38 protein-coding genes are annotated in these 23,121 nt (G+C 58.1%); 1 reads left to right on the forward strand and 37 read right to left on the reverse strand.

What is annotated here, in order from left to right; genetic code table 11:
• Positions 1-12 precede the first annotated feature (12 nt).
• The 37 genes from AAAU26_RS05675 to AAAU26_RS05855 form a co-directional block, all read right to left on the reverse strand.
• On the reverse strand, positions 13-969 hold the full coding sequence (locus tag AAAU26_RS05675) for a DNA-directed RNA polymerase subunit alpha (protein ID WP_015564649.1): 957 nt from the start codon (positions 967-969) through the stop codon (positions 13-15).
• 113 nt (positions 970-1,082) lie between these two features.
• Positions 1,083-1,685 carry a 30S ribosomal protein S4 gene (rpsD, locus tag AAAU26_RS05680; protein WP_015564648.1) on the reverse strand — a complete coding sequence of 201 codons (603 nt, stop codon included), beginning with the start codon at positions 1,683-1,685 and terminating at the stop codon, positions 1,083-1,085.
• 20 nt (positions 1,686-1,705) lie between these two features.
• Positions 1,706-2,116: a 30S ribosomal protein S11 gene (rpsK, locus tag AAAU26_RS05685; RefSeq protein ID WP_005934894.1), complete on the reverse strand. Its 411-nt coding sequence runs from the start codon at positions 2,114-2,116 to the stop codon at positions 1,706-1,708.
• Positions 2,117-2,130: 14 nt separating this feature from the next.
• Positions 2,131-2,502 (reverse strand): 30S ribosomal protein S13, encoded by a 372-nt coding sequence (gene rpsM, locus AAAU26_RS05690; protein ID WP_015564647.1) that lies wholly within the window; start codon positions 2,500-2,502, stop codon positions 2,131-2,133.
• An 83-nt stretch (positions 2,503-2,585) separates the two neighbouring features.
• Positions 2,586-2,699: a 50S ribosomal protein L36 gene (rpmJ, locus tag AAAU26_RS05695; protein ID WP_005921832.1), complete on the reverse strand. Its 114-nt coding sequence runs from the start codon at positions 2,697-2,699 to the stop codon at positions 2,586-2,588.
• A 35-nt stretch (positions 2,700-2,734) separates the two neighbouring features.
• On the reverse strand, positions 2,735-2,986 hold the full coding sequence (infA, locus tag AAAU26_RS05700) for a translation initiation factor IF-1 (RefSeq protein ID WP_005937979.1): 252 nt from the start codon (positions 2,984-2,986) through the stop codon (positions 2,735-2,737).
• Positions 2,987-3,146: 160 nt separating this feature from the next.
• A complete protein-coding gene (locus AAAU26_RS05705; protein WP_160141213.1) occupies positions 3,147-3,314 on the reverse strand; it encodes a hypothetical protein in 168 nt (55 codons plus the stop codon).
• A gap of 44 nt (positions 3,315-3,358) precedes the next feature.
• The gene (map, locus tag AAAU26_RS05710; RefSeq protein WP_158400510.1) at positions 3,359-4,150 is read right to left on the reverse strand and encodes a type I methionyl aminopeptidase; all 792 of its coding nucleotides are present in this window, start codon (positions 4,148-4,150) and stop codon (positions 3,359-3,361) included.
• A 2-nt stretch (positions 4,151-4,152) separates the two neighbouring features.
• A complete protein-coding gene (locus AAAU26_RS05715) occupies positions 4,153-4,785 on the reverse strand; it encodes an adenylate kinase (protein WP_227618580.1) in 633 nt (210 codons plus the stop codon).
• 154 nt (positions 4,786-4,939) lie between these two features.
• Positions 4,940-6,235, reverse strand: coding sequence for a preprotein translocase subunit SecY (secY, locus tag AAAU26_RS05720; protein WP_227618581.1), 1,296 nt, complete (start codon positions 6,233-6,235; stop codon positions 4,940-4,942).
• A gap of 1 nt (position 6,236) precedes the next feature.
• Complete coding sequence (gene rplO / locus AAAU26_RS05725) at positions 6,237-6,677, reverse strand: 50S ribosomal protein L15 (RefSeq protein ID WP_227618582.1); 441 nt, start codon at positions 6,675-6,677, stop codon at positions 6,237-6,239.
• Between the two features lie 18 nt (positions 6,678-6,695).
• The gene (rpmD, locus tag AAAU26_RS05730) at positions 6,696-6,881 is read right to left on the reverse strand and encodes a 50S ribosomal protein L30 (protein ID WP_005921851.1); all 186 of its coding nucleotides are present in this window, start codon (positions 6,879-6,881) and stop codon (positions 6,696-6,698) included.
• A 14-nt stretch (positions 6,882-6,895) separates the two neighbouring features.
• On the reverse strand, positions 6,896-7,396 hold the full coding sequence (rpsE, locus tag AAAU26_RS05735; RefSeq protein ID WP_149795235.1) for a 30S ribosomal protein S5: 501 nt from the start codon (positions 7,394-7,396) through the stop codon (positions 6,896-6,898).
• A gap of 19 nt (positions 7,397-7,415) precedes the next feature.
• Positions 7,416-7,775 (reverse strand): 50S ribosomal protein L18, encoded by a 360-nt coding sequence (gene rplR, locus AAAU26_RS05740; RefSeq protein ID WP_015564643.1) that lies wholly within the window; start codon positions 7,773-7,775, stop codon positions 7,416-7,418.
• An 18-nt stretch (positions 7,776-7,793) separates the two neighbouring features.
• Positions 7,794-8,345 carry a 50S ribosomal protein L6 gene (rplF, locus tag AAAU26_RS05745; protein WP_158395200.1) on the reverse strand — a complete coding sequence of 184 codons (552 nt, stop codon included), beginning with the start codon at positions 8,343-8,345 and terminating at the stop codon, positions 7,794-7,796.
• A gap of 17 nt (positions 8,346-8,362) precedes the next feature.
• Positions 8,363-8,761: a 30S ribosomal protein S8 gene (rpsH, locus tag AAAU26_RS05750; RefSeq protein WP_005934908.1), complete on the reverse strand. Its 399-nt coding sequence runs from the start codon at positions 8,759-8,761 to the stop codon at positions 8,363-8,365.
• Positions 8,762-8,869: 108 nt separating this feature from the next.
• A complete protein-coding gene (locus tag AAAU26_RS05755) occupies positions 8,870-9,055 on the reverse strand; it encodes a type Z 30S ribosomal protein S14 (RefSeq protein ID WP_005921866.1) in 186 nt (61 codons plus the stop codon).
• A gap of 13 nt (positions 9,056-9,068) precedes the next feature.
• Positions 9,069-9,614: a 50S ribosomal protein L5 gene (gene rplE, locus AAAU26_RS05760; protein WP_015564641.1), complete on the reverse strand. Its 546-nt coding sequence runs from the start codon at positions 9,612-9,614 to the stop codon at positions 9,069-9,071.
• A 17-nt stretch (positions 9,615-9,631) separates the two neighbouring features.
• On the reverse strand, positions 9,632-9,946 hold the full coding sequence (gene rplX / locus AAAU26_RS05765) for a 50S ribosomal protein L24 (protein WP_005934911.1): 315 nt from the start codon (positions 9,944-9,946) through the stop codon (positions 9,632-9,634).
• Positions 9,947-9,959: 13 nt separating this feature from the next.
• A complete protein-coding gene (rplN, locus tag AAAU26_RS05770; protein WP_005938014.1) occupies positions 9,960-10,328 on the reverse strand; it encodes a 50S ribosomal protein L14 in 369 nt (122 codons plus the stop codon).
• Between the two features lie 46 nt (positions 10,329-10,374).
• On the reverse strand, positions 10,375-10,632 hold the full coding sequence (gene rpsQ, locus AAAU26_RS05775) for a 30S ribosomal protein S17 (RefSeq protein WP_005938017.1): 258 nt from the start codon (positions 10,630-10,632) through the stop codon (positions 10,375-10,377).
• Positions 10,633-10,644: 12 nt separating this feature from the next.
• A complete protein-coding gene (gene rpmC / locus AAAU26_RS05780) occupies positions 10,645-10,830 on the reverse strand; it encodes a 50S ribosomal protein L29 (RefSeq protein ID WP_005921879.1) in 186 nt (61 codons plus the stop codon).
• Positions 10,820-11,260: a 50S ribosomal protein L16 gene (rplP, locus tag AAAU26_RS05785; RefSeq protein ID WP_005938020.1), complete on the reverse strand. Its 441-nt coding sequence runs from the start codon at positions 11,258-11,260 to the stop codon at positions 10,820-10,822. The genes rpmC and rplP overlap by 11 nt, the downstream gene beginning before the upstream one ends.
• The gene (gene rpsC / locus AAAU26_RS05790; RefSeq protein WP_015564639.1) at positions 11,260-11,964 is read right to left on the reverse strand and encodes a 30S ribosomal protein S3; all 705 of its coding nucleotides are present in this window, start codon (positions 11,962-11,964) and stop codon (positions 11,260-11,262) included. The genes rplP and rpsC overlap by 1 nt, the downstream gene beginning before the upstream one ends.
• Positions 11,965-11,976: 12 nt before the next feature.
• On the reverse strand, positions 11,977-12,312 hold the full coding sequence (gene rplV, locus AAAU26_RS05795; protein ID WP_005921882.1) for a 50S ribosomal protein L22: 336 nt from the start codon (positions 12,310-12,312) through the stop codon (positions 11,977-11,979).
• Positions 12,313-12,330: 18 nt separating this feature from the next.
• On the reverse strand, positions 12,331-12,597 hold the full coding sequence (rpsS, locus tag AAAU26_RS05800; RefSeq protein ID WP_005934915.1) for a 30S ribosomal protein S19: 267 nt from the start codon (positions 12,595-12,597) through the stop codon (positions 12,331-12,333).
• A 17-nt stretch (positions 12,598-12,614) separates the two neighbouring features.
• A complete protein-coding gene (rplB, locus tag AAAU26_RS05805) occupies positions 12,615-13,442 on the reverse strand; it encodes a 50S ribosomal protein L2 (RefSeq protein ID WP_158395201.1) in 828 nt (275 codons plus the stop codon).
• 77 nt (positions 13,443-13,519) lie between these two features.
• Positions 13,520-13,816 carry a 50S ribosomal protein L23 gene (gene rplW, locus AAAU26_RS05810; protein WP_015564637.1) on the reverse strand — a complete coding sequence of 99 codons (297 nt, stop codon included), beginning with the start codon at positions 13,814-13,816 and terminating at the stop codon, positions 13,520-13,522.
• On the reverse strand, positions 13,816-14,439 hold the full coding sequence (gene rplD / locus AAAU26_RS05815) for a 50S ribosomal protein L4 (RefSeq protein ID WP_158395202.1): 624 nt from the start codon (positions 14,437-14,439) through the stop codon (positions 13,816-13,818). Before rplD ends, rplW begins: the two co-directional genes overlap by 1 nt.
• 14 nt (positions 14,440-14,453) lie before the next feature.
• Positions 14,454-15,086, reverse strand: coding sequence for a 50S ribosomal protein L3 (rplC, locus tag AAAU26_RS05820; protein WP_158395203.1), 633 nt, complete (start codon positions 15,084-15,086; stop codon positions 14,454-14,456).
• A gap of 97 nt (positions 15,087-15,183) precedes the next feature.
• Positions 15,184-15,495: a 30S ribosomal protein S10 gene (rpsJ, locus tag AAAU26_RS05825; RefSeq protein WP_005934923.1), complete on the reverse strand. Its 312-nt coding sequence runs from the start codon at positions 15,493-15,495 to the stop codon at positions 15,184-15,186.
• A 638-nt stretch (positions 15,496-16,133) separates the two neighbouring features.
• Positions 16,134-17,897, reverse strand: coding sequence for an Rqc2 family fibronectin-binding protein (locus tag AAAU26_RS05830; RefSeq protein ID WP_227618583.1), 1,764 nt, complete (start codon positions 17,895-17,897; stop codon positions 16,134-16,136).
• Positions 17,898-17,962: 65 nt separating this feature from the next.
• Complete coding sequence (locus tag AAAU26_RS05835) at positions 17,963-18,739, reverse strand: Nif3-like dinuclear metal center hexameric protein (RefSeq protein WP_227618584.1); 777 nt, start codon at positions 18,737-18,739, stop codon at positions 17,963-17,965.
• The gene (locus AAAU26_RS05840; protein ID WP_227618585.1) at positions 18,736-19,401 is read right to left on the reverse strand and encodes a class I SAM-dependent methyltransferase; all 666 of its coding nucleotides are present in this window, start codon (positions 19,399-19,401) and stop codon (positions 18,736-18,738) included. The genes AAAU26_RS05835 and AAAU26_RS05840 overlap by 4 nt, the downstream gene beginning before the upstream one ends.
• Complete coding sequence (locus AAAU26_RS05845; protein ID WP_015564630.1) at positions 19,402-19,656, reverse strand: DUF1858 domain-containing protein; 255 nt, start codon at positions 19,654-19,656, stop codon at positions 19,402-19,404.
• Positions 19,657-19,810: 154 nt separating this feature from the next.
• Positions 19,811-20,098, reverse strand: a complete 288-nt coding sequence (locus tag AAAU26_RS05850) for a zinc-ribbon domain containing protein (RefSeq protein WP_117535946.1) — start codon at positions 20,096-20,098, stop codon at positions 19,811-19,813.
• Between the two features lie 299 nt (positions 20,099-20,397).
• The gene (locus AAAU26_RS05855; RefSeq protein ID WP_158395207.1) at positions 20,398-21,594 is read right to left on the reverse strand and encodes an acetate/propionate family kinase; all 1,197 of its coding nucleotides are present in this window, start codon (positions 21,592-21,594) and stop codon (positions 20,398-20,400) included.
• A 226-nt stretch (positions 21,595-21,820) separates the two neighbouring features.
• Between AAAU26_RS05855 and AAAU26_RS05860 the strand changes: the two genes are divergently transcribed.
• Positions 21,821-23,020 carry a nucleotidyltransferase family protein gene (locus AAAU26_RS05860; RefSeq protein ID WP_227618586.1) on the forward strand — a complete coding sequence of 400 codons (1,200 nt, stop codon included), beginning with the start codon at positions 21,821-21,823 and terminating at the stop codon, positions 23,018-23,020.
• Positions 23,021-23,121: the final 101 nt, after the last annotated feature.

Raw genomic sequence — 23,121 nt, forward strand, 5'->3', positions numbered from 1 at the left:
TTAACTTTAATATTACTCATCGTCTGTGTTCAGCTTGAAGCCGAGAGAGTCCAGCTTAGCCATGACTTCCTCGAGGCTCTTGCGGCCGAGGTTACGAACCTTCATCATTTCGTCCTCGCTCTTGCTGACCAGATCCTCCACCGTGTTGATGCCGGCGCGCTTGAGGCAGTTGAAGGAACGGACGCTCAGATCCAGCTCTTCGATGGTCATCTCCAGAGCCTTCTCCTTATCGTCGTTGGTCTTCTCCACCATGATCTCAGCGCCAGCGGCCTCGTCGGACAGGTTGACGAACAGGTTCAGGTGCTCGGTCAGCACACGGGCAGCCAGAGAAACGGCCTCCTGTGCATTGATCGTGCCATCCGTCCAAACCTCGATGGTCAGCTTGTCGTAGTCGATGGCCTGGCCAACACGGGTGCTCTCGACATTATAATTCACCTTGAGCACGGGGGTGTAAATGCTATCAACGGGAAGAGTGTTGATGTCATTCTTCTCGATGATGGCCTGCTTGTTGCGCTCAGCGGGCACATAGCCGCGACCCTTATCGAAGGTCAGCTCCATGACGAGCTTGCCGCCCTCGCCCAGGGTTGCGATGTGCCACTCAGGGTTCAGGATCTCAATATCATCGCCCTGCTTGATGTTGTCGGCGGTGACCTCACAGGGGCCAACTGCCTCAACACGCACTGTCTTCGGACCGTCGGTGTACAGCTTTGCAGCGATACCCTTCAGGTTCAGGACAATCTCGGTAACGTCTTCCTTGACGCCCTCAATGGTGGAGAACTCGTGAACCACGCCGTCGATCTTGACGCTGGTCACGGCGACACCGGGCAGAGAGGAAAGAAGCACACGACGCAGGCTGTTGCCCAGTGTGATGCCAAAGCCACGCTCCAGAGGCTCTGCCACGAACTTGCCGTAGCGGCCGTCGGGAGACAGGCTTGCCGTTTCGATTTTGGGACGTTCAATCTCCATCATATCTATGCCCTCCTTGTCAAACCGATGTTGCCATCGGCCCATTATTAAATTCTTTCAAAGAAAAGAATGCGAAAACCGGCCATCCACACGGAAGGCCAGGCCTTCTTAATGGATTACTTGGAGTACAGCTCGACGATGAGGTGCTCTGCAACTTCGTAGTCGATGTCGCTGCGCTCGGGGAGCTTGTTGACGACGCCCTTCAGGGTGCCAGCCTCGCGGTCCAGCCAGGAGGGCAGAGCCACGACGGGAGCCTCGGGGCCAGTCAGCTTAGCGAACTTAGCAGAGCTGCGGCTGGACTCACGGACCTCGATGACATCACCGGCCTTGATGAGGTAAGAGGGGATGTTGACCTTCTTGCCGTTGACGGTGAAGTGAGCGTGAGAGACCAGCTGACGAGCGTCGCGGCGGGTCTGAGCAAAGCCCAGACGGAACACGACGTTGTCCAGACGGCGCTCCATGAGCTGAAGCAGGTTCTCACCGGTCTTGCCGGGCATAGCCTCAGCCTTCAGGTAAGCGTTGTGGAACTGCTTCTCCAGAACGCCGTAGATGAACTTGACCTTCTGCTTCTCCTTCAGCTGAGTAGCGTACTCAGACTGCTTCTTGCGCATGTTGCCATTGGAGTTGCGGGTAGTATTCTTCTTTGCATAGCCCATGACCGCAGGAGAAATGCCCAGGGCCTTGCAACGCTTTGCGATAGGCTGCGTATTCTTTGCCATAATTCAGTTTCCTCCTTCGATCAGACACGACGGCGCTTCGGGGGACGGCAGCCGTTGTGGGGGATGGGAGTCACGTCCTTGATGAGGGTGACTTCCAGACCGGTGGCCTGAAGCGCACGAATAGCGGACTCACGGCCAGCGCCGGGGCCCTTGACGTAGACCTCAACGGTCTTCATGCCATGCTCGATAGCGACCTTGGCAGCGGTCTCTGCTGCAGACTGAGCTGCAAACGGAGTGCTCTTACGGCTGCCGCGGAAGTTCAGGGAGCCAGAGGAGCACCAAGACACTGCATTACCCTGCAGGTCGGTGATGGTGACGACAGTATTGTTGAACGTAGACTGGATATGAGCCTGACCGGCTGCAATGTTCTTACGCTCTTTCCGCTTCATGCGGACGTTTGCGCCCTTCTTGGCGTTATTTGCACTTGCCATTTCTCAGAACCTCCTTACTTCTTCTTGTTAGCGACCGTGCGCTTGGGACCCTTGCAGGTACGTGCATTGGTCTTGGTACGCTGGCCACGGCAGGGCAGGTTCTTACGATGGCGGGTGCCACGGAAGGACTGGATCTCAACCAGGCGCTTGATGTCCAGAGCGACATTACGACGCAGGTCGCCCTCGACGATGATGTTAGCCTGATCGATGTAGTCACGGATCTTAGCCTCTTCTTCCAGAGTCAGGTCCTTGACGCGGGTATCGGGGTTGATACCAGTAGCTGCCAGGATCTTGTTGGCAGTGGTCTGACCGATACCGTAAACGTAGGTGAGACCCACCTGAACGCGCTTCTCGCGGGGCAGGTCAACGCCGGCAATACGTGCCATAGTAGTTTTCCTCCAAAAATCATCCCATGTCAGTGTCGGGGTCTGCGCCGGGACTCTACGCACTTGACCCCCAGGCGCCCGAATTAGCCCTGGCGCTGCTTATGCTTGGGGTTCTGGCAGATGACCATCACGCGGCCTTTGCGGCGGATGACCTTGCACTTTTCGCAGATGGGTTTCACGGAAGGCTTGACCTTCATGATGTTGAACCTCCTTTTGGTTGATACCCTGGTGCTTATTTGGAGCGCCAGGTGATGCGGCCCTTCGACAAGTCGTAGGGCGACATTTCCACGGTTACCTTGTCCCCGGGCAGGATACGGATGAAATTGGTCCGCAGCTTGCCGGAGATGTGCGCTAAGAGGATGTGACCACTGGGAGTGAGCTTCCCGGTGTTCTTGTCCTCGCTCAACATTTCCACCTTAAAGATGGCGTTGGGCATGGCTTCACGCACGATGCCTTCAATTTCGATGACGTCTTCTTTAGACAAGCTAATTGCCTCCTCATTGGATCTGCTCAGTTTGTCGTGTTGGGACGGACAGGCGGCGATGAAAGCCACATACTTCTTCTCCTGCGGCACAAAATCCGCAAAGTGGGCAGAAAATCCCTGTCCACCGAGAAAGCATCTGGCTGTCACGGCCATTTATAGATTATACACCTTTTGTGTCTATTTTGCAAGTGGTTTTTTCCGTATTTCCGATAAAAATTTCTTGCTTTTTCAAAATGGTCTTTTCCCGCCCTCTGCATTGCCATTTCCACCGTGGAGATGAATCTTTTTCACCAAAACTTGTCAGAATTGCATAAATAACGTCTTTCAAAACCAAAAAGACCTCCCCGGAAAGGGAGGTCTCGGTCTCAAGCCTTACTTGAAGCTGAAGGTATCGGGGTCAAAGCTGGGGTCATCCCAGCTCCGGGTCATGATCTCGGTGCGGTCCTTGAGGATGGCTATGGAATGCTCGAAGTGAGCAGCCAGACCGCCGTCCTTGGTCTTGACCGTCCAGCCGTCCTTGGCCTGAGTGATCTTGCAGTCGTACTGGCAGATCATGGGCTCGATGGCGATGGTCATGCCGGGGACGAGACGGGGGCCGCGGCCCTGATGGCCGTAGTTCGGCACTTCGGGGTCTTCGTGCAGCTCCCTGCCGGTGCCGTGGCCCACGAACTCGCGGACGACGGAGAAGCCGGCGTCCTCGCAGTAGCTCTGGACGGCATAGCCGATGTCGCCGATGCGGTTGCCGGCCACAGCCTGCTCGATGCCCTTGTAGAGAGCGGCCTTGGTGACGTCCAGAAGGCGCTGAGCCTCCAGGTCGATCTTGCCCACTGCATAGGTGCAGGCGTTGTCGCCGTTGAAGCCATCGACCTTTGCGCCGGTATCAATGCTCACGATGTCACCCGGGCGGATGACGATGTCATGCGAAGGGATACCATGGATGATGGTATCGTTCAAACTGATGCAGGCCGTTCCGGGGAAACCGTACAGACCCTTGAAGTTGGGGATGCCGCCGTGCTTCACGATGAAGTCGTAGATCAGCTTATCCAGCTCCCAGGTGGTCATACCTGCCTCGATATGTTCACCGCCGTATTTCAGGGCAGCTGCGCTCAGGGCATTCGCCTTGCGCATACCGTCCAGCTCTTTCGCATTCTTGATCTGAATCACTTTTATGCCTCCAAAGCCTTCATGATCTCTGCCGTGGTCGCCTCAATGGAATCGTTGAAGGGGATGACAGCCAGCTTGCCGCGCTGACGGTAGAAGTCCACCAGCGGCTCAGTCTGCTCATGATATGCCTTCAGACGGTCGAGCACGGTAGCGGGCTGGTCGTCCTTGCGGATGACGAGCTTGCCGCCGCAGCAGTCGCACACGCCCTCGACCTTGCTCTTCTTGTTGACGATGTGGTAGCTTGCGCCGCACTTTTCGCAGACGCGGCGGCCGCCCATGCGGTTGACGATGACATCGTCAGCGACAGACAGCTCCAGCACCTTGTCGATGCGGATGCCCATCTTCTCGATGGCCTCTGCCTGTGCGATGGTGCGGGGCACACCGTCCAGAATGAAGCCGTTTGCGCAGTCATCCTCGGACAGGCGGTCCTTCAGGATGCCAATGATGACCTCATCGGGGACCAGTGCGCCGGCGTCCATGAAGCTCTTTGCCTTCAGGCCCATCTCGGTGCCGTCCTTGACAGCAGCGCGGAGGATGTTACCGGTGCTGATGGCGGGGATGTTCAGCTTTGCGCAGATGATCTCAGCCTGCGTGCCTTTGCCTGCGCCGGGGGCGCCCAACAGAATCAGATTCATAGGAATTCTCCTCTCCTTATATAAAGGATGGTTTTTCATTGAGTCCGCTGCGGTTTGAAATCGCTAACGGCTCACCAAAGCAAAAAAGCACTGAAAAGTCCGAGCATGCTCTCCTTTCCAGTGCTTTCTTACATCAGTGCTTATTCTTTACAGATCAGCCGAGGAAGCCTTTGTGGCTGCGCATCGTCATGAAGCTGTCGAGGCTGCGGGTGGTATCGAGTGCCACACCGACCACGATCAGCAGACTGGTACCGCCCAGCTGGATGCTCATACCGGTCAGGTTGCCCAGAACGATAGGCAGCACAGCCACCACAGCGAGGAAGATCGCGCCGATGAGGGTGATCTTGTTCAGCGTGCGGGTGATGAAATCGCTGGTCGGCTTGCCGGGACGGAAGCCGGGGATCGAGCCGTTGTTGCGGCGCAGATTGTTGGCGATCTCAACAGGGTTGTACTGGATGGCCACATAGAAGTAGTTGAAGGCCAGGATCAGCAGCAGGTAGATGACGACGTAAAGCGGCGACGTATAGTTGAAGGTACGGAAGAATGCGTACCAGAACGGATGCGCAGCCTGGTCGACCTGCATGAGGCTGCCGATCGTGCCCGGGATCGAGACCAGAGCGGAAGCGAAGATGATGGGCATGACGCCGGTCATGTTCAGCTTCAGCGGCAGGTAGCTGTTCTGCCCGCCCATCTGCTTGCGGCCCACCACGCGCTTGGCATACTGGATGGTGATGCGGCGCTCAGCGTTCGTCATAATGACGATGAACACGATCACGACCAGTGCCAGAACGAGCAGCAGGGGCAGGAAGATGTAGAACTGGCTCTCGCCAGCAGCGGCGCGGGTCAGCAGACCAGCCACCGTGGTGTAGAGAGAAGACCAGTTGGAAACGATCGAAGAGAAGATCAGAAGGGACAGGCCGTTGCCGATGCCCTTGTCATCGATCTGCTCGCCGCACCAGGTGATCAGCTGAGCACCTGCGGTGAAGGTCGCGATGATGACCACGGCGGTAAAGATACCAGCCGCGCCGGAAGTGTACTTCAGTGCGCCCATGTTACGGACCACAAAGTAGTAGCCGAGGCTCATGATCAGAGCAATGATGCCGCCGGCATACCGGGTGATCTGCTGCAGCTTCTGCTGGCCGTCCGGTTCCTTCGCAATGTTTTCCAGCGAGGGGATGGCCACAGTGAGCAGCTGCACGATGATGGATGCGTTGATATAGGGTGTCACACCTAACGCGAAGAGCGTGCACCGGGACAGTGCGCCGCCGCTCATCATATCAAGATATGCGAGCATGTTGCCGTTCGAGAACATCTGCGTCAGCGCAGAGCTGGTCACGAAAGGCACCGGGATAGCACAGCCCAAACGATACACCACGAGGATCGCCAGCGTGAACAGGAGACGATTTTTAAGCTCGGGGATCTTCCATGCGTTACGGAATGTCTGGAACACCTTACATCACCTCAGCCTTTCCGCCTGCCTTTTCGATTTTCTCTTTGGCAGAAGCGGAATAGGCTGCGGCCTTAACGGTCAGAGCCTTGGTCAGCTCGCCGTTGCCCAGGACCTTAACGCCGTCCAGGGTCTTCTTGACCAGACCCTTTGCCTTCAGAGCCTCGGTGTCGACGACTTCGCCGGCCTCGAAAGCTGCCTCCAGATCGGCCACGTTGATGATGGCGTACTGGGTAGCAAAGATGTTGTTAAAGCCGAACTTCGGCAGGCGGCGTGCCAGAGGCATCTGGCCGCCCTCGAAACCAGCGTGCTTCACGCCGGAACGGGCCTTCTGGCCCTTGCTGCCGAAACCGGCAGTCTTGCCATTGCCGGAGCCAATGCCGCGGCCCTTGCGGGTCACAGCCTTGTTTGCGCCGGGAATCGCGTGCAGTTCATGAAGTTTCATTATGCGTATCCCCCCTGATTAGGCTTCGGTGACGCTGAGCAGGAAGCCGATCTTAGCGATCTTGCCCTGCGTAGCGGCATTGTCAGGCTGAACGGTAACGTCGCCCGGCTTCTTCAGGCCCAGAGCCTCAGCGGTAGCGATCTGCTTGGCGCCGCGGCCGATCAGGCTCTTCTTCAGCTCGATCTTGAGCATCTTATCTGCCATGGTTTGTTACCTCCTTAACCCAGAATTTCTTTCACGGTCTTGCCGCGCTTCTCAGCAACAGACTCTGCGCTGACCAGGCCGCACAGACCTGCGAAGGTAGCAGACACAACATTGATGGGGTTGTTGGAACGCATAGACTTCGCACGAATGTCCTTGATGCCGGCAGCCTCGATGACGGCACGCACGGGGCCGCCAGCGATCATGCCGGTACCGGCGGCAGCCGGCTTCAGCAGGACTGCGCCTGCGCCGTACTTACCGACGATCTCGTGGGGGATAGTGGTGCCCTTCATGGCAACCTTGTGCATATTCTTCTTAGCAGCAGCCTCGCCCTTGCGAATTGCCTCAGGCACTTCGCCGGACTTGCCGATGCCGTAACCGATGGTGCCCTTGCCGTCGCCCACGACAACCAGAGCGGCAAACTTCATGATGCGGCCGCCCTTGACAGTCTTGGAAACGCGGTTGATGGAGACAACCTTGGTGATCATGCCGTCGTCTTCACGGTTTCTCATAGCCATAATGTGTTTCCTCCTCTCATTACAGCTTCAGGCCGCCCTCACGGGCGCCATCAGCCAGGGCCTTAACACGGCCATGATAAACGTAACCGCCACGGTCGAAAACGACCTCGGTGATGCCCTTTTCCAGAGCCTTTGCTGCGATCTTCTTGCCGATCTCAGCTGCGGCCTCGACGTTGCCGCCGAAACCATTGAAGTCCTTGTCCATAGTGGACGCCGACACCAGAGTAACGCCCTGCTCATCGTCGATGATCTGAGCGTAGATGTGCTTGGCGGAGCGGAAAACATCCAGGCGAGGACGTGCTGCGGTGCCGCTGATCTTGTTACGAACGCGGCGATGACGACGAAGACGAGCTTCGTTCTTGTCGATCTGCTTAACCATTGTCTTTCACTCCTTACCTTATTTCTTGCCCTTGCCGGCCTTGCCTTCTTTGTGCTTGACGACCTCGCCCTCGTAGCGAATGCCCTTGCCCTTGTAAGGCTCAGGCGGCTTCTTGGCGCGGATCTCAGCAGCGTACTGGCCGACCTTCTGCTTATCGATACCGGTAACAGTGAAGTGGTTGGGATCCTGCCACACGATGGTGCAATCCTCAGTATCGGGGATGTTCACCTGATGAGAGAAGCCCAGGTTCATGACCAGGTTGGAGCCCTGCTTCTGGCAGCGCAGGCCGACGCCCACGATCTCCAGCTTCTTCTCGTAGCCGTTGACAACACCGTTCACCATGTTGGCGATGTTGCTGCGGGTCAGGCCGTGCAGGCTGCGGGCCTCGGGTTCGTCATTGGGGCGGGTAACCAAAACCTCATTGCCCTCGACCTTGACGGTCATGAGAGGATGATAGTTGGAATTCAGGCTGCCCTTGGGGCCCTTGACGGTGACGCTGTGTGCTGCCTCATCGACAGTGACAGTAACGCCGGCAGGAATGACGATGGGTTTTCTTCCAATTCTCGACATTGTCTTTTACCCCTTTCTTACCACACAAAGGCCAGGACCTCGCCGCCAACGTGCGCAGCACGAGCAGCCTTATCGGTCATGATGCCCTTAGAGGTGGAAATGATTGCGGTGCCCAGGCCCTTCATGACCTTCGGCATATCCTCGCAGTTGGTGTAGATGCGCAGGCCCGGCTTGGACACGCGGCGCAGACCAGCGATAACGGGCTCGCCGTTAGCCTGGTACTTCAGGGTGACAACGATGGTACCCTGAACGGTGTCGTTCTTCACCTGCATGCCCTTGATGTAGCCCTCGTCAACCAGGATCTGGCAGATAGCCTTCTTCATGTTGGAAGCGGGGATCTCCACAGAAGGGTGTTTGGCAGTGCTAGCGTTGCGGATGCGAGTCAGCAGGTCCGCGATAGGATCAGTAATCTGCATTTGCCACTAACCTCCTTAGATTAGCTCTCATTTGTTTTATAATGATACCGCCCCGAAACATCGTTGCCCCGGGGCGGAATCCGACTTGTTATCCAGCCCTCTGGTTAATTACCAGGAAGCCTTCTTGACGCCCGGGATCTCGCCCTTGTAGGCCAGCTCACGGAAGCACACACGGCACACGCCGTACTTGCGCAGCACGGAGTGGGGGCGGCCGCAAATGCGGCAGCGGGTGTATGCACGGGTAGAGAACTTAGCAGGACGAGACTGCTTGAGCTTCATAGACAGTTTAGCCATTGTAATCTCCTCCTTAGTTATTCTCAGCGAACGGAGCGCCCAGAGCCTTCAGCAGCTCCTTGCCCTCTTCGTCGGTCTTAGCGGTGGTAACGAAGCAGACATCCATGCCGCGGACTGCATCGACCTTCTCGAAGTCGATCTCGGGGAAGATGATCTGCTCCTTGATGCCGCATGCAAAGTTGCCGCGACCGTCAAAACCGTTGCCGTTGATGCCGCGGAAGTCGCGGACACGGGGCAGTGCGATGTTGAAGAAACGATCGACGAACTCGTACATACGCTCACCACGCAGGGTGACCTTGCAGCCGATGGGAGTGCCCTGGCGCAGCTTGAAGTTAGCGACGCTCTTCTTGGCACGGCAGACGACTGCCTTCTGGCCAGTGATCTGGCCCAGATCCTTCATGACAGCTTCCAGGATCTTCTCGTTGTCCTTAGCTTCGCCGCAGGCAACATTGATGACGACCTTGTCCAGCTTGGGGATCTGCATAACGCTCTTGTAACCGAACTTCTTGTTCAGAGCAGGAGCAATTTCATTGACATACTGTTCTTTCAAACGAGCCATTGTTCCTTACTCCTTTCTTACAGCTCAGCGCCGCACTTCTTGCAGACGCGGACCATCTTACCGTCCTTCTCGACGTGGCCCACGCGCACGGCCTTGCCGCACTTGGGGCAGATGGGCATGACCTTGGATGCGTACATAGCACCCTCAGCCTTGACGATACCGCCCTGCTCGCCCTGACGGCGGGGCTTGACGTGCTTGGTAACCATGTTCTGGCCCTCAACGATGACCTTGTTCTCAGAGGGGCTGACCTGCAGGACCTTACCAGTGTGGCCCTTGTCCTTGCCGCTGATGATCATTACGTTGTCGCCGGTTTTAACATGAAGATTATTCATTTTTAAAACCTCCTTACAGCGATTCCGGAGCCAGGCTCAGGATCTTGGTGTAGCCGGCATCGCGCAGCTCGCGAGCAACGGGTCCAAAGATACGAGTACCCTTGGGGCTCTTGTCGGCCATGACGATAACGGCGGCGTTCTCATCGAAACGGATGTAGGAGCCGTCGTCGCGGCGGACGCCATGCTTGCTGCGCACGATGACAGCCTTGACGACGTCGCCCTTCTTAACGGAGCCGCCGGGGGCTGCCTTCTTGACAGAGCAGACCACGACGTCACCAATGTTTGCGTATCTCTTGCGGGTGCCGCCCAGCACGCGGAAGCACATCAGCTCCTTGGCACCGGTGTTGTCGGCAACTTTGAGATAAGTTTGCATCTGAACCATTTCAGATATCTCCTTTCAAACTGTTCAAAGCAGCGGGCAAAGAAACTTACTTTGCCTTCTCAACGATACGGACCAGGCGCCAGCGCACATCCTTGGACAGGGGGCGGCACTCCATGATCTCAACACGGTCACCGATGCCGCACTCGTTCTGCTCGTCACGAGCCTTGAACTTGGCGGTACGCTTCAGGATCTTCTTGTACAGGGGGTGCTGCACGCTATCCTTAACGGCAACCACGATGGTCTTATCCATCTTGTCGGACACGACGACGCCGACGCGGGTCTTTCTCAGATTACGTTCTTCCATCGTTTAACCTCCTTACTGCTTCTCAGCCAGAACGGTCATCACGCGAGCGATGTCCTTCTTGACTGCTTCGATGCGGCCGGGGTTCTCCAGCTGGTTGATGGCATGCTGGAAGCGCAGGTTAAACAGCTCGGCCTTCAGGTCTGCCAGCTTGCTGGTCAGCTCTGCGGTCTGCATTTCGCGGAGTTCATTAGCCTTCATTGGTGCCATCCTCCTTCACGGAGTCCTCACGGACAACAAATTTGCACTTGATGGGCAGCTTGTGCATAGCCAGGCGCAGAGCCTCACGAGCAGTTGCCTCATCGACATCTGCCAGCTCGAACAGAACGCGGCCGGGCTTGACAACAGCGACCCAGTACTCGGGAGAGCCTTTACCGGAACCCATGCGGGTCTCAGCGGGCTTCTCAGTAACGGGCTTATCGGGGAAGATCTTGATCCACACCTTGCCGCCACGCTTGATGTAACGAGTCATGGCAACACGGGCAGCCTCGATCTGAGTGGAGGAGATCCATGCCGGCTCCAGAGCAACAAGGCCGTACTGGCCCTGGCACACCACGTTGCCGCGGGTAGCCTTGCCGGTCATGCGGCCGCGCTGGACGCGGCGGTACTTAACACGCTTAGGCAGTAACATTACTTGTTGCCTCCTTCCTTCTTCTGAGCGTTCTTAGCGCTCTTGAGGACCTCGCCCTTGTAGACCCAGACCTTGACGCCGATGCGGCCGTAGGTGGTGGCAGCCTCAGCGAAGCCGTAGTCGATGTCGGCACGCAGGGTCTGCAGGGGGATGGTGCCCTCGTGGTAGCTCTCGACGCGGGCGATGTCAGCGCCGCCCAGACGGCCGGAGCACATTGCCTTGATGCCCTTTGCAGGGACAGTTGCGCGATCGCGGGGGCTCATAGCGTTACGCATGCACTGCTTCATAGCGCGGCGGAAGGTAACGCGGTTCTCCAGCTGACGAGCGATGTCCTCGGCAACCAGCTGAGCGTTGGTAGCAGCGCTCTTGACCTCGATGACGTTGACGATAACAGTCTTGCCATACTCCTTGGTCAGCTTGTTCTGCAGAGCAACGCGCTCTTCGCCGCCCTTACCGATCACCATACCGGGCTTAGCGCAGTAGATGTTGACGGTAACGCGGGGAGCGGAAGTGGAAGGATCCACAGTGCGCTCGATCTCGATCTTGGGGACGCCAGCGTCCTTCAGCTGAGCCTTCAGCTCAGTGCGGATCTTGTGATCCTCGACGAGGTTATCGCTGAAATCCTTCTTGGAGGCAAACCAGCGGCTGTCCCAGTCTTTAATAACGCCGACACGAATGCCGTGCGGATTTACTTTCTGGCCCATTGTTTTCCCTCCTTACTCTTTCTCTTTCAGAACAACGGTCATGTGGCTGGTGCGCTTCAGGATGCGGTAGCCGCGGCCCTGTGCACGAGGCATCATGCGCTTCAGCGTCGGGCCGGGGCAGACGTAGCACTCGGCGACGTAGAGGTTGTTCTTGTCCATATTGAAGTTGTTTTCCGCATTTGCGGCTGCAGACTTCACCAGCTTCAGAAGGGGCTCACAAGCGGCCTTCGGGGTGTACTGCAGGATTGCCAGCGCTTCGTCCAGGGGCTTGTTACGGATCAGATCCATAACGATGGACACCTTACGAGGACTAATGCGGGCATAACGAAGAATTGCCCGAGCTTCCATGTTGTGTTCCTCCTTCTCTTACTTCGAATTACCGGTGTGGCCCTTAAAGGTACGGGTGGGAACGAACTCACCCAGCTTGTGGCCAACCATGTCCTCGGTCACGTACACAGGCACATGCTTGCGGCCGTCGTGGACGGCAAAGGTGTGACCAACGAATTCGGGGAAGATCGTGGAGGCGCGGCTCCAGGTCTTGATGACCTGCTTCTTGCCGGAAGCGTTCATAGCTTCAACGTGCTTCAGAAGAGCAGCCTGGACGAAAGGACCTTTTTTAATGCTTCTACCCATTGTCTTAAACTCCTCTCTTACTTAGCACGCTTCACGATGAGCTTATCGGAGCGCTTATGATGCTTGCGAGTCTTGAGACCCAGAGCAGGCTTGCCCCAGGGAGTCATAGGACCGGAGTGGCCAACAGGTGCGCGGCCCTCGCCACCGCCGTGGGGGTGGTCGCAGGGGTTCATGACGGTACCACGGCTGCCGGGACGGACGCCCATGTGGCGCTTACGGCCAGCCTTGCCGAGGTTGACGTTCTCGTGGTCGATGTTAGAGACCTGGCCGATAACTGCGGTGCAGTTGACAGGCACATTGCGCATCTCACCAGAGGGCAGACGAACCAGAGCGTAGCCATTCTCCTTAGCCATCAGCTGAGCCATGTTGCCAGCGGAACGAACCAGCTGAGCGCCGCGGCCAGGATACAGCTCGATGTTGTGGATGATGGTACCGACGGGGATGTTCTCGAAGGGCAGGCAGTTGCCGGGCTTGATGTCGGCGCCCTTGCCGCTGATGACAACATCGCCGACCTTCAGGCCGTCGGGAGCGATGATGTAGTTCTTGACACCGTCAGTGTACTCGACCAAAGCGATGAATGCGCTGCGGTTCGGATCGTACTCCAGAGTCTTGACGGTAGCGGGCATATCGGTCTTCTGACGCTTGAAGTCGATGACACGATACTTGGTGCGGTTGCCGCCGCCCTGATGACGGACGGTGATACGACCGGTGTTATTGCGGCCGCTGTGCTTCTTCATGGGCTCCAGCAGGCTGCGCTCGGGAGCGACCTTGGACAGGACGCTGTAATCCGTGACGGTCATGCCGCGGCGGCCCGGAGTAGTGGGGCCATACTTTTTGATAGCCATTGTGCTATTCTCCTTTGTTTATCTTATGAATTATTATCGGGGTCATATCCCCATAGAGGAACCCTCGGTGGGTTCTATCAGACCATGCTGTTGAAGAACTCGATCTCCTTGGAGTCCTTGGTCAGGGTCACGATCGCCTTCTTGGAAGCGGCGGTGTAACCAGCATGCATACCCTGACGGCGGAAACGACCGCGGACAGAGATGGTGTTGACCTTGGAGACCTTGACGCCGGGGAACAGGACCTCGACAGCCTGAGCGATCTCGACCTTGGTAGCATCGGTAGCGACCTTGAAGGTGTACTTCTTGTCAGCGATACCGGCCATGGAGTTCTCGGTAATGACCGGCTTCAGGATAATATCATGTGCGGTTTTCATTAGCCAAGCACCTCCTCGAGCTTCTTCGCTGCGTCGACGCTGATGATCAGCTTGTCGGCGTTCAGCACATCGTAGGTGTTCACGCTGCCTGCGAAGGTGGTCTTGACGCCAGCGATGTTGCCAGCGCTCTTGACGAACTTTGCATCGACAGTCTCATTGACCAGCAGGTTCTTCTTGCCAGCGCCGACGGCGTTCAGCATGGAGACAACAGTCTTGGTCTTGTACTCGTCGCAGGCGAACTTATCAACAACGACCATGTTGCCATTGGCAGCCTTGTCGGACAGGACGCTCAGCAGAGCCAGGCGCTTGACCTTGTTGTTGATGTGGTAGTTGTAGCTGCGGGGCTTGGGGCCCAGAGCGACGCCGCCGTGAGTCCACTGCGGTGCACGGATGGAACCCTGACGAGCGTGGCCGGTGCCCTTCTGGCGCCAGGGCTTCTTGCCGCCGCCGGAAACTTCCATGCGGATCTTGGTGTTCTGGGTGCCCTGACGCTGGTTGGCCAGGAAGTTCACCACAGCAATGTGGACAGCCTTCTCGTTCGGGGTGATACCGAACACGGCGTCGGAAAGCTCGATCTCGCTAACATGCTGACCGTTCATATCGACTACGTTAAACTTTGCCATTGTAGCTTTCCTCCTTACGCCTTCACGCTGTTGGCCAGAGTGACGATGGTGCCCTTGGAACCGGGGACCGCACCCTTGACAGCGATCAGATTGTTCTCGGTGTCAACCTTGACAACAGTCAGGTTCTGCACGGTGACGCGCACAAAGCCCATGTGGCCGGGCAGGCGCTTGCCGGGGAACACGCGAGCAGGGGTAGAAGTGGAACCGTTGGAACCTGCATGACGAGCAACAGGACCGGTGCCGTGGCTCTCACGCAGACGGTGCTGACCGTAGCGCTTGATAACGCCCTGGTAGCCCTTGCCCTTGGAGACGCCCACGACGTCCACCTTGTCGCCAGCTGCGAAGACATCAGCCTTCAGCACATCGCCGACGTTCATTGCGGAGACATCTTCCAGACGGAACTCGCGCAGGGTCTTCTTGGGGGCAACATTTGCCTTCTTGAAGTGGCCTGCAGCTGCCTTGTTGACCTTCTTGGCGGAAACCTCGCCGAAGCCCAGCTGGACAGCCTGATAACCATCGCTCTCGACGGTCTTCTTCTGCACGACGGTGCAGGGACCAGCCTCGATGACGGTCACGGGAATGACCTTGCCGCTCTCATCGAACAGCTGAGTCATACCGACTTTCTTGCCGATAATGCCTTTAACCATTTTCTTTTCCTCCTGTAAAGGTTATTGGTTGGCAGCGCACGTCACTGCCAACATGACCCCTCGGGAAACGAGGGCATCGAATTTGATCGAGTGTCTTTTACAGCTTGATCTCGATGTCCACGCCAGCGGGGAGCTGGAGGCTCATCAGAGCCTCGACCGTCTTGTTGGACGGCTTCAGAATGTCGATCAGACGCTTATGAGTGCGGCTCTCGAACTGCTCGCGGCTATCCTTGTACTTGTGGGTAGCGCGCAGAACGGTAACGATCTCACGATCGGTGGGCAGGGGGATGGGGCCGGACACGCGGGCACCAGTGTGCTTTGCGGTCTCCACGATCTTCTCTGCTGCGGCATCGATCAGCTGAGCATCATAGCTCTGCAGACGGATTCTGATTTTCTCTTTGACTGCCATTGCTTACGCCTCCTGAAAAATTGTTTTGCCCTAGGCGAGCCGATAAATTGCTCTACACAGTTCCGGGTGTTCCTCGATTTGGCACTAGAAAAACCGGTGAACCGCTCGGCAGTTCTCCCGGAAATATATTAGCAAATCAAATCCGAACATTGGTTCCGCCCGTTTCGCAGGTCGCCCTGCCGAGGGAACGTATTCCATCGCTGTCAGTAATTCTTTCGCCCGGTTCTAAGATCGGACATACTCCGCGGAAATAACCCATCTCAGCTATCGCCGGATGACAACCTCCCGCATCTACGCATATCGCTGGCCTGCACGACTTGTATCGCACAAGCCCTTTGCAGCCGAGAGATATTCTATCACATCTTCGTGCATTTGGCAAGTGTTTTTTCGAAAAAACGCAGATTTTCTTTTTTATTTGCTCTGTTTCATCTCCCGGGAGATTTTCTGTGCAGAATGCACAATCGGGTGGCAGTTTTTTCTGTGGAAAACCCCGCTCAGGGGATAGAATGCCCGTTCTCAGGTCGTTTTATACTAAAAATCTCTCCGTCCGGCGGCGACAAAAGACGAGCGGGAAGTGCAACGTGTTTTAGCCTTTTTGAAGAAAGCCGCCATGCAGACGCACAGCGGCTCAAATCGGGTCATTTTTTCGCGTTTGCTTTCAGCTCATCCAGAAGCTTCTCTCTCGGGGTGACGTACACGGTGGTATACACCTCGTAGAGCACCATGCCGGGCTTTGCCCCGTTGGCTTTCCAGATGTTCTTCACCTCGGTGGTGTCCACGGCCACCTTGGCGGCGGCACCGGCCTTGAAGGTGCTGGAATACACGACAGCCAGCTCTGCAGCCTCCTGCCTGGTGGTGTCGGGGATGTCCTCGCCCCGGCTCATGACCACAACGTGGCTGCCGGGGGCCTTCTGAACATGGAACCACAGATCCTTGCCCCGGGCCGTGTGGAGGGTGAGCTTGTCGTTCTGGGCGTTGTTGCGGCCTACCAGGATCTCGAAGCCGTCGCTGGACGTGAAGCGGAGGAAATCGGCGGGCTTCTGGCGCTTGTCGCGCTGTTTGTAGTATTTCAGATAGCCCTGGCTCTTGAGCTCGGCGCGTATCTCGTTCAGCGCCGCCTCGCCGGAAGCCGTCTCCACCTCGTAGAGCACCGTTTCCAGATAGGCGATCTCCTTCTCGCCCTCGGCCAGCAGGTCCACCAGCATCCGGGCTGCAGTCTGCTTCTTCTTGTAGTTCTTGAAGAAATTCTGCGCGTTCTGGCTGGGACTGAACCGCAAATCGAGCGGGATCGTGACCTCTTTGCCCTCATCGTACCAGTTCGGCACAGTGATGCTCTTCATGCCCTTTTCGGCGAGGTAGAGGTTGGCCGACAGCAGTTCGCCGTAGAGGCGGAGCTTATCGCTCTTGCCGCTGGCGGCAAGCTCTTCCTGACGGGCCGCCTGCTTGCGGACGGCACGCTCGTACATATTGTGGACGGCTTTGTGGAGTTCCTTGCTCTTGGTGCGCAGGCGCTCGGCGCGGTCTTTCTCGGCGTAATAGCCTTCCAGCATCGTGTTGAAGGAGGGCCACTCCTTGACGAGATATTTCTCGCCATACTGCTGGGGGCGGAAGAAGGTGTACTCCACAGGCTTGCCGTCCGGAGCGGTGACGCTGCACGGACAGCCGCCCGCGTCGTAGATCTCTTTCAACTCGTCGATGGCCGCCATCAGCCGGACCTTCTGGGCCTCCGTCAGCTCGTTGGCCAGCAGATGTTCTCCGTCAAAGGCGCGCCATGCGGCCTCGCGGCAGACCACCGGTCCGACACCGGCCACCGTTTTGTTCAGGGCGTCTGCCACCGGCAGATCGCGCTCGCAGGCCGCCGCCACGATGGACGCCGAGCTGACGGCCAGAAAATCAGGCCGGGCAGGCTTGGGGGGCGTCGTGTAGGGCAGGCCGGGCAGGAGCTGACGGACATCGCTGTCCTCGAAATCCACCCGCTTGAGGGCATCGATGATCTTGCCGTTCTGCACCAGCACCAGATTGGAGTAACGGCCCATCAGCTCGGCGCAGAGGATGTTGCGCACAAGGTCGCCCATCTCGTTGGTACACTGGAACTCGAAGTAGACGATTCGGTCGCCCGGCTCCATCCGGACATCCAGCAGACGCCCACCGGTGAGATGCTTGCGCATCAGCATACAGAAAGAAGGCGGCGTCTCGGGGTTTTCGAAGCTCTCCTCGGTCAGGCAGACTCGCGCTGAGCCGCTCCGGGCCGACAGCAGCAGGCTGTAAGTCTCCGTACGGGTGCGCAGGGTGATGACCAGCTCGTCGCGGGTCGGCTCAAACAGTTTTGCGATTTTGGCGTCAGCCAGCGTGGTCTTCAGCTCCGCCGCCGTCAGCGCCAGTGTCGCGGCATCCAATGCCATTTATATTACCTCGTTTTTTGCAGATCGGCAAGACCTGTCCAGCCCTGCCGATCTGCTTCTTTGTATTATAAATAAGTATAGGGGTCCCGGGCATCCTCGCTCACAAGGATTTCCAGCTCCGGAAAGGCCGTGCGCAGCTTCTCCGCCACTGCCGCCGTCACCGGGAACTCCGTAGCGTAGTGGCCCGCTGCGATGAGCGAGAGCCCCAGACGCTTTGCGTCGATGGCGTGGTGGTGGTTGGCCTCGCCGGTCAGCAGGCAATCCGCACCCCGTCCAATGGCGTCCTCAAAGAGGCTTCCGCCTGCACCGCTGATGACGGCCAGCCGCCGCACCACCTTGCCGGTGTCGGCGAACTTGACCTGCACCGCAGGGCCATTGAACGGCTGATTGCAGCGGGAGGCAAGCTCTTTCTGCGCCTTTTTTGCCAGCTCGGGAACTGTGACGGGCTCAATTCTGCCCACACGGCCGCAGCCCTCGGCGAACGCTTCCATCTCCCGCATCCCAAAGATACCGGCCAGCACCTCATTGACGCCGCCCTCGGCGGCATCGAGATTCGTATGCATACAAATCGCCGAGATACCGTTTTTCACCAGCTGGAAGGCCACGTCCTGCCCACTCAGCTTTTTGAGGGGCGAGAAGATGACCGGGTGGTGGGACACGATGAGCCCGCAGCCCTTCCGGGCGGCCTCTTCCACCACCTCGGGGGTGATGTCCAGCGTCACCAGCACACGGGACACCTCGCCGCCGCAGTCTACCAGCAGGCCAGGATTGTCCCAACTTTCGGCCAGAGCCAGCGGCGCGATGCGCTGCATCTCTTCGTATATCTGCTGTACCGTCGTCATGCTTTGCTCTCCCCTTTTATCAGTTCATCCATCTCTTTCGCCAGCTCTGTGCCGTCCGGCACACCGAGGCGGAGGCGAGGCAGCTTGGCTTTCTGCCATGCGGCGTAGCCTTCCCCCTCCGGCCACTGGCCGGTGAGGCCGAACAGGCACTCTTGGAACGTGGGCGTTTTCACCTCGCCGGTGTACTCGGCGGCCATGACCGCATACCAGCGGCCCGCTGCCTGCACCGGCCGGTCGGCCGCGAGGGCGAAGCCATGTTCCCACAGCCAGCGGCGCAGATCGCTGTGGCGGGTGGCTGGCACCATCACAAGGCGAGGTCCGCCCGGCGCAGATACCCACGGGGCTTTCTCTATGATCTCCCACGTTGTCTGGGCCGAGACGCCCGCCAGCACGATGGTGCTCACCTCGCCCGGAGACAACACAGAAAGACCGTCGCCGAGCCTCAGCTCAGCGCGGTCTTTGCATCCGGCATATTCCAGCGTCTGTTCTGCCTTTGCCAGCGGGCCGGGGCGCAGGTCGGCCCCGATGACTTTGGGGTACTTCCCCGAAGCGGCCAGCACCGCCGTCAGCTTGCCGTGGTCGCAGCCGATGTCGGCCACCGGCTCACCGGGGCGCACCAGCTCAGCGGCAGCGCTCAGACGCGCATCCAGTGTCGGCAGCACTCAGGACTTCTTGGAGGCCAGATGAGCGTTCAGCTTCTCCAGCAGCTCGTCACAATCCACACCGTGGACCTCGCAGGCTTCCTCGATGCTCTCGCCGCGGGAGGCGGGGCAGCCCAGGCAGTGCATACCGATCTCCATGAAGTAGGGAGCGGTGCTCTGGTCCATATCCAGAATGTCGCCGATGATGGTCTCACGGGTGACCTGCTTCACAGCCTTGGCTTCGTCCTTCTTGAGCATATTGAAAATATCAAACATGGTAGTTGTCCTTTCTGTCTCTTACGATGCGCCTTTGCGGCGCTCAGCTATAATATACCCCAATCATATCCTATATTTCAAGTAGTAATTGAAAAAAGCCCCCGCACTGCAAGCAGTGCGGGGGCCGTTAAGCTTCAGATTGTAGAATCAGCGCTTAGTTCTGCTTCATGCGAGCGAAGCAGTCAGAGCAGTAGACCGGACGGTCCTCACGGGGCTGGAAGGGAACCTTGCAAGCCTTGCCGCAAGCTGCGCAGACCGCGTCGAACATCTGGCGCTCACCGCCGTTGCTGCGTGCGCCGCCGTTCTTGCGGGCATCACGGCAGGGCTTGCAGCGCTGGGGCTGGTTCTCAAAGCCGCGAGATGCGTAGAACTCCTGCTCACCAGCAGTCCAAACAAACTCCTTGCCGCAGTCCTTGCAAACTAAAGTCTTGTCTTCGAACATAGTAGTATCTCCTCTTTGTTTAGTTCTTGCCCACGGAAGGATTGTAACCATACCTTTGGTTTTTAGGGACCATAGCGCTGATCGTAAGCTTACCAGGGGCTTGAATGAGTAAACGTCCTCTAGCTGAGGACTCCCTTATTGTACCGTTCTTTTTTTGATTTGTCAACCAAAAAACAACCCCTCGTCCGCTTTTTTGTGCATTCGGCATAATAAGACGGTCTTTGCTCGTGCAAAACAGCAAAAAGGCCACACCGCCCTTTGGGGGAGCGGTGCGGCCTTGAATGCCTTAAATGCAGAGATTACTTCTCGAGGACTTCCTTGGTGTCGCGGGCGATCATCAGCTCCTCGTCGGTAGCGATGACCAGAGTGCGGACCTTGGCGCCCCAGGCGGTGATGTCGCAGACATCGCCCACGGGATGCTCGTTCTTCTCGGTATCGATGCGGATGCCCAGCCAATCCATGTGGTGGCAGACCTTTGCACGGGCGATCTCGTCGTGCTCGCCGATGCCGCCGGTGAAGACGATGGCGTCCACACCGCCCATAGCTGCGATGTAGCTGCCGACGACCTTCTTGATCTGGTAGTTCAGCATGTCAGAAGCCAGCTGAGCGCGCTTGTTGCCGTGGAGAGCAGCCTCCTCGACGTCACGCTTGTCGCTGGAAACACCGGAGATGCCCAGCAGGCCGGACTTCTTGTTCAGGATCTCGTCCAGCTCGTGGCCGGTGATGTTCAGGGTGTACTTCAGGTAGTTGACCACAGAGGGGTCCAGGTCGCCGCAGCGGGTACCCATCATCAGGCCGGCCAGCGGGGTCATTCCCATGGAGGTATCAACGACCTTGCCCTGATCGACAGCGGCGATGGAGGAGCCGTTGCCCAGATGGCAGGTGATGAGCTTCAGGCGCTCAATGGGCTCCTCGAGGTACTCAGCAGCCTTGTGAGCAACATACTTGTGGCTGGTGCCGTGGAAGCCGTAGCGGCGGACGCCGTACTTCTCATAGTACTCATAGGGGATGGCGTACATATAAGCCTTCGGGGGCATGGTGCTGTGGAAAGCGGTGTCGAAGACAGCGACCATCGGGACGTTGCCGAAGACCTTGCGGGCTGCCTCGATGCCGAGGATGCCTGCGGGGTTGTGCAGAGGAGCCAGGGGGCTCAGCTCACGGATGGTGTTGATGACCTCGTCGGTGATCAGGCAGCTGGCCTTGAACTTCTCACCGCCGTGGACGACGCGGTGGCCGATGGCGCTGATCTCGCTGACATCGTCGATGCACTTGCCCTCGCCGGTGGTCATCTTCTTCACGACCTCAGCAAAAGCCTCGGTGTGGGTGGGGAAGATCGCGGGAGTGGTAGCCTTGTGGCCGTTAGCTTCATGGGTGATCATGCTGCTCTCCATGCCGATGCGCTCGCACAGACCCTTGCACAGCACCTTCTCACCGTCCATATCGATGAGCTGATATTTCAGGGAAGAAGAACCACAGTTGATAACCAGAATTTTCATCTTCTTGTTTCCTCCAGATATGTTTTTGTCCACCCCCGAAAGGGCAGAATTTTACAGATTCCTAGAATTATTATATAATAGGGTCGGCCGGTTTTCAAGCCGCAATGGCGGCAAAGCCTGCCACGAAGTCCCCGGGCTTTTTGTACATCCTGCCCAGAATCCTGTCATTCTGCCCCAGTTCTCCATGCAGTATGACAGATATTTCACAAACTTTTGAGGTCACGCCATGAAATTTGCCGGTATCATCGCCGAATACGACCCCTTCCACAACGGCCACGCATGGCAGCTGGCGCAGGCAAAAGCGCTGGGTGCAGAGCACGTTGCCGTCGCCATGAGCTGTTCGCTGGTGCAGCGAGGGGCGCTGCCCCTCCTGCCTGAAGCTGTCCGCACCCGGTCCGCCCTCACCTGCGGGGCTGACCTTGTGTTTGCCCTGCCTGCTCCCTGTGCCTGCGCGGGGGCAGAGGCGTTCGCCCGGGCGGGCGTGGCGCTGCTTGCCGCCGCTGGGTGTGACGGTCTGGTGTTCGGTGCCGAGACGCCCGACGCGGCCCTTCTGATGGAGGCCGCCGAGCTTCTTGACAGCGACTCCTACCGCGCCGCCCTGAAAGCCCAGCTTGCGGGCGGCGCACGGAGCTTCGCCGCCGCGCGGCAGGCCGCCGCGGCGGAGCTTGCATCTGACGAGCGGGTCGCCGCCCTGCTGGACAAGCCCAACAACAACCTCGCTGTCGAATACTGCCGGGCCATCCGCAGCCTTGCGCCTCGGATGGAGGCTTATCCCCTGCCCCGGCAAGGCGCGAACCACGGTGAGGCGCTCCACTCTGCCCACGGGCAGTTCGCCAGCGCCAGCGCACTTCGCAAGCTCTGGGCCGAGGGCGGAGCGGACGCCGTCGCGCCTTACGTTCCCGAGGCGGTCTTCCCGCTTTATCAGGAGGCTTACGCCGCCGGGCAGTACACCGATTTTTCCGCCGCCGGGCGGTGCGAGCTGGCCCTTCTCCGGTCTGCCTGCCGGGGCAAAGCGCCCTTTGCAGACATCCGCGGCGTCTCCGAAGGGCTGGAGCACCGTCTGGAAGCCGCCGTCCGTACCAGCACCACCTACGACGAACTGCTGGACGCTCTCACCACCGTCCGCTACCCCCGGGCGCGGATGCGCCGCCTCGCCATGGACGCCGCGCTGGGCTGCACCGCCGACAGTCTCCCCGCCCTTCCGCCCTATCTCCACCTGCTGGGAGGGAAGAAGGACGCCCTTCCTTTATTAAAAAATTGCACCCTCCCTGTCTCCCACTCGCTGGCCCGTCTGCGGGGATCAGGCGGTGCCTCCGCTCGGATGGCTGAGGCGCAGCTTGCCGCCGCCGATTTTGGTACGCTCTGCCGCGTTTCACCCGAGGCAATGGGCGGTCTACTTCGTCAAAAAAATATCTTTTTGACGTAATGACAGAAATTTTTCTGCAAATTTTGTCATTTCGGCACTTGTATGCCGAGGCAGTTTCGGTGTATTATAGTAAAGATACTTGTATACAACGCCGCCTGTTC

It is taken from the genome of Faecalibacterium longum (assembly GCF_040094125.1).
Taxonomy (GTDB): Bacteria; Bacillota; Clostridia; order Oscillospirales; family Ruminococcaceae; genus Faecalibacterium; species Faecalibacterium longum.

Excerpts from the sequence above, each read along its gene's own strand:
- rplX (WP_005934911.1), bottom strand. The coding sequence starts at position 9,946 with ATGAATAATCTTCATGTTAAAACCGGCGACAACGTAATGATCATCAGC.
- rplD (WP_158395202.1), bottom strand. The coding sequence starts at position 14,439 with ATGGCAAAGTTTAACGTAGTCGATATGAACGGTCAGCATGTTAGCGAG.
- AAAU26_RS05835 (WP_227618584.1), bottom strand. The coding sequence starts at position 18,739 with ATGACGACGGTACAGCAGATATACGAAGAGATGCAGCGCATCGCGCCG.
- rplO (WP_227618582.1), bottom strand. The coding sequence starts at position 6,677 with ATGAAACTTCATGAACTGCACGCGATTCCCGGCGCAAACAAGGCTGTG.
- rplP (WP_005938020.1), bottom strand. The coding sequence starts at position 11,260 with ATGTTACTGCCTAAGCGTGTTAAGTACCGCCGCGTCCAGCGCGGCCGC.
- rplB (WP_158395201.1), bottom strand. The coding sequence starts at position 13,442 with ATGGCTATCAAAAAGTATGGCCCCACTACTCCGGGCCGCCGCGGCATG.
- rpmJ (WP_005921832.1), bottom strand. The coding sequence starts at position 2,699 with ATGAAGGTCAAGCCTTCCGTGAAACCCATCTGCGAAAAGTGCAAGGTC.
- AAAU26_RS05715 (WP_227618580.1), bottom strand. The coding sequence starts at position 4,785 with ATGAATCTGATTCTGTTGGGCGCCCCCGGCGCAGGCAAAGGCACGCAG.
- rplE (WP_015564641.1), bottom strand. The coding sequence starts at position 9,614 with ATGGCTCGTTTGAAAGAACAGTATGTCAATGAAATTGCTCCTGCTCTG.
- AAAU26_RS05675 (WP_015564649.1), bottom strand. The coding sequence starts at position 969 with ATGATGGAGATTGAACGTCCCAAAATCGAAACGGCAAGCCTGTCTCCC.
- AAAU26_RS05860 (WP_227618586.1), top strand. The coding sequence starts at position 21,821 with ATGAAATTTGCCGGTATCATCGCCGAATACGACCCCTTCCACAACGGC.
- rpsM (WP_015564647.1), bottom strand. The coding sequence starts at position 2,502 with ATGGCACGTATTGCCGGCGTTGACCTGCCCCGCGAGAAGCGCGTTCAG.
- rpmC (WP_005921879.1), bottom strand. The coding sequence starts at position 10,830 with ATGAAGGCTAATGAACTCCGCGAAATGCAGACCGCAGAGCTGACCAGC.
- rpsQ (WP_005938017.1), bottom strand. The coding sequence starts at position 10,632 with ATGGAAGAACGTAATCTGAGAAAGACCCGCGTCGGCGTCGTCGTGTCC.
- rplV (WP_005921882.1), bottom strand. The coding sequence starts at position 12,312 with ATGGAAGCTCGGGCAATTCTTCGTTATGCCCGCATTAGTCCTCGTAAG.
- rplW (WP_015564637.1), bottom strand. The coding sequence starts at position 13,816 with ATGAAAACCGCACATGATATTATCCTGAAGCCGGTCATTACCGAGAAC.
- rpsC (WP_015564639.1), bottom strand. The coding sequence starts at position 11,964 with ATGGGCCAGAAAGTAAATCCGCACGGCATTCGTGTCGGCGTTATTAAA.
- rpsD (WP_015564648.1), bottom strand. The coding sequence starts at position 1,685 with ATGGCAAAGAATACGCAGCCTATCGCAAAGCGTTGCAAGGCCCTGGGC.
- AAAU26_RS05855 (WP_158395207.1), bottom strand. The coding sequence starts at position 21,594 with ATGAAAATTCTGGTTATCAACTGTGGTTCTTCTTCCCTGAAATATCAG.
- AAAU26_RS05845 (WP_015564630.1), bottom strand. The coding sequence starts at position 19,656 with ATGTTTGATATTTTCAATATGCTCAAGAAGGACGAAGCCAAGGCTGTG.
- rpsE (WP_149795235.1), bottom strand. The coding sequence starts at position 7,396 with ATGGCTATGAGAAACCGTGAAGACGACGGCATGATCACCAAGGTTGTC.
- AAAU26_RS05830 (WP_227618583.1), bottom strand. The coding sequence starts at position 17,897 with ATGGCATTGGATGCCGCGACACTGGCGCTGACGGCGGCGGAGCTGAAG.
- rplF (WP_158395200.1), bottom strand. The coding sequence starts at position 8,345 with ATGTCGAGAATTGGAAGAAAACCCATCGTCATTCCTGCCGGCGTTACT.
- rpsK (WP_005934894.1), bottom strand. The coding sequence starts at position 2,116 with ATGGCAAGTGCAAATAACGCCAAGAAGGGCGCAAACGTCCGCATGAAG.
- rpsJ (WP_005934923.1), bottom strand. The coding sequence starts at position 15,495 with ATGGCAGTCAAAGAGAAAATCAGAATCCGTCTGCAGAGCTATGATGCT.
- AAAU26_RS05850 (WP_117535946.1), bottom strand. The coding sequence starts at position 20,098 with ATGTTCGAAGACAAGACTTTAGTTTGCAAGGACTGCGGCAAGGAGTTT.
- rplN (WP_005938014.1), bottom strand. The coding sequence starts at position 10,328 with ATGGTTCAGATGCAAACTTATCTCAAAGTTGCCGACAACACCGGTGCC.
- rpsH (WP_005934908.1), bottom strand. The coding sequence starts at position 8,761 with ATGCAGATTACTGATCCTATCGCGGACCTGCTGACTCGCATCCGCAAC.
- AAAU26_RS05755 (WP_005921866.1), bottom strand. The coding sequence starts at position 9,055 with ATGGCTAAACTGTCTATGAAGCTCAAGCAGTCTCGTCCTGCTAAGTTC.
- rplC (WP_158395203.1), bottom strand. The coding sequence starts at position 15,086 with ATGGTTAAAGGCATTATCGGCAAGAAAGTCGGTATGACTCAGCTGTTC.
- rpmD (WP_005921851.1), bottom strand. The coding sequence starts at position 6,881 with ATGGCAGATAAGATGCTCAAGATCGAGCTGAAGAAGAGCCTGATCGGC.
- rplR (WP_015564643.1), bottom strand. The coding sequence starts at position 7,775 with ATGGTTAAGCAGATCGACAAGAACGAAGCTCGTCTTCGTCGTCATCGC.
- rpsS (WP_005934915.1), bottom strand. The coding sequence starts at position 12,597 with ATGGGTAGAAGCATTAAAAAAGGTCCTTTCGTCCAGGCTGCTCTTCTG.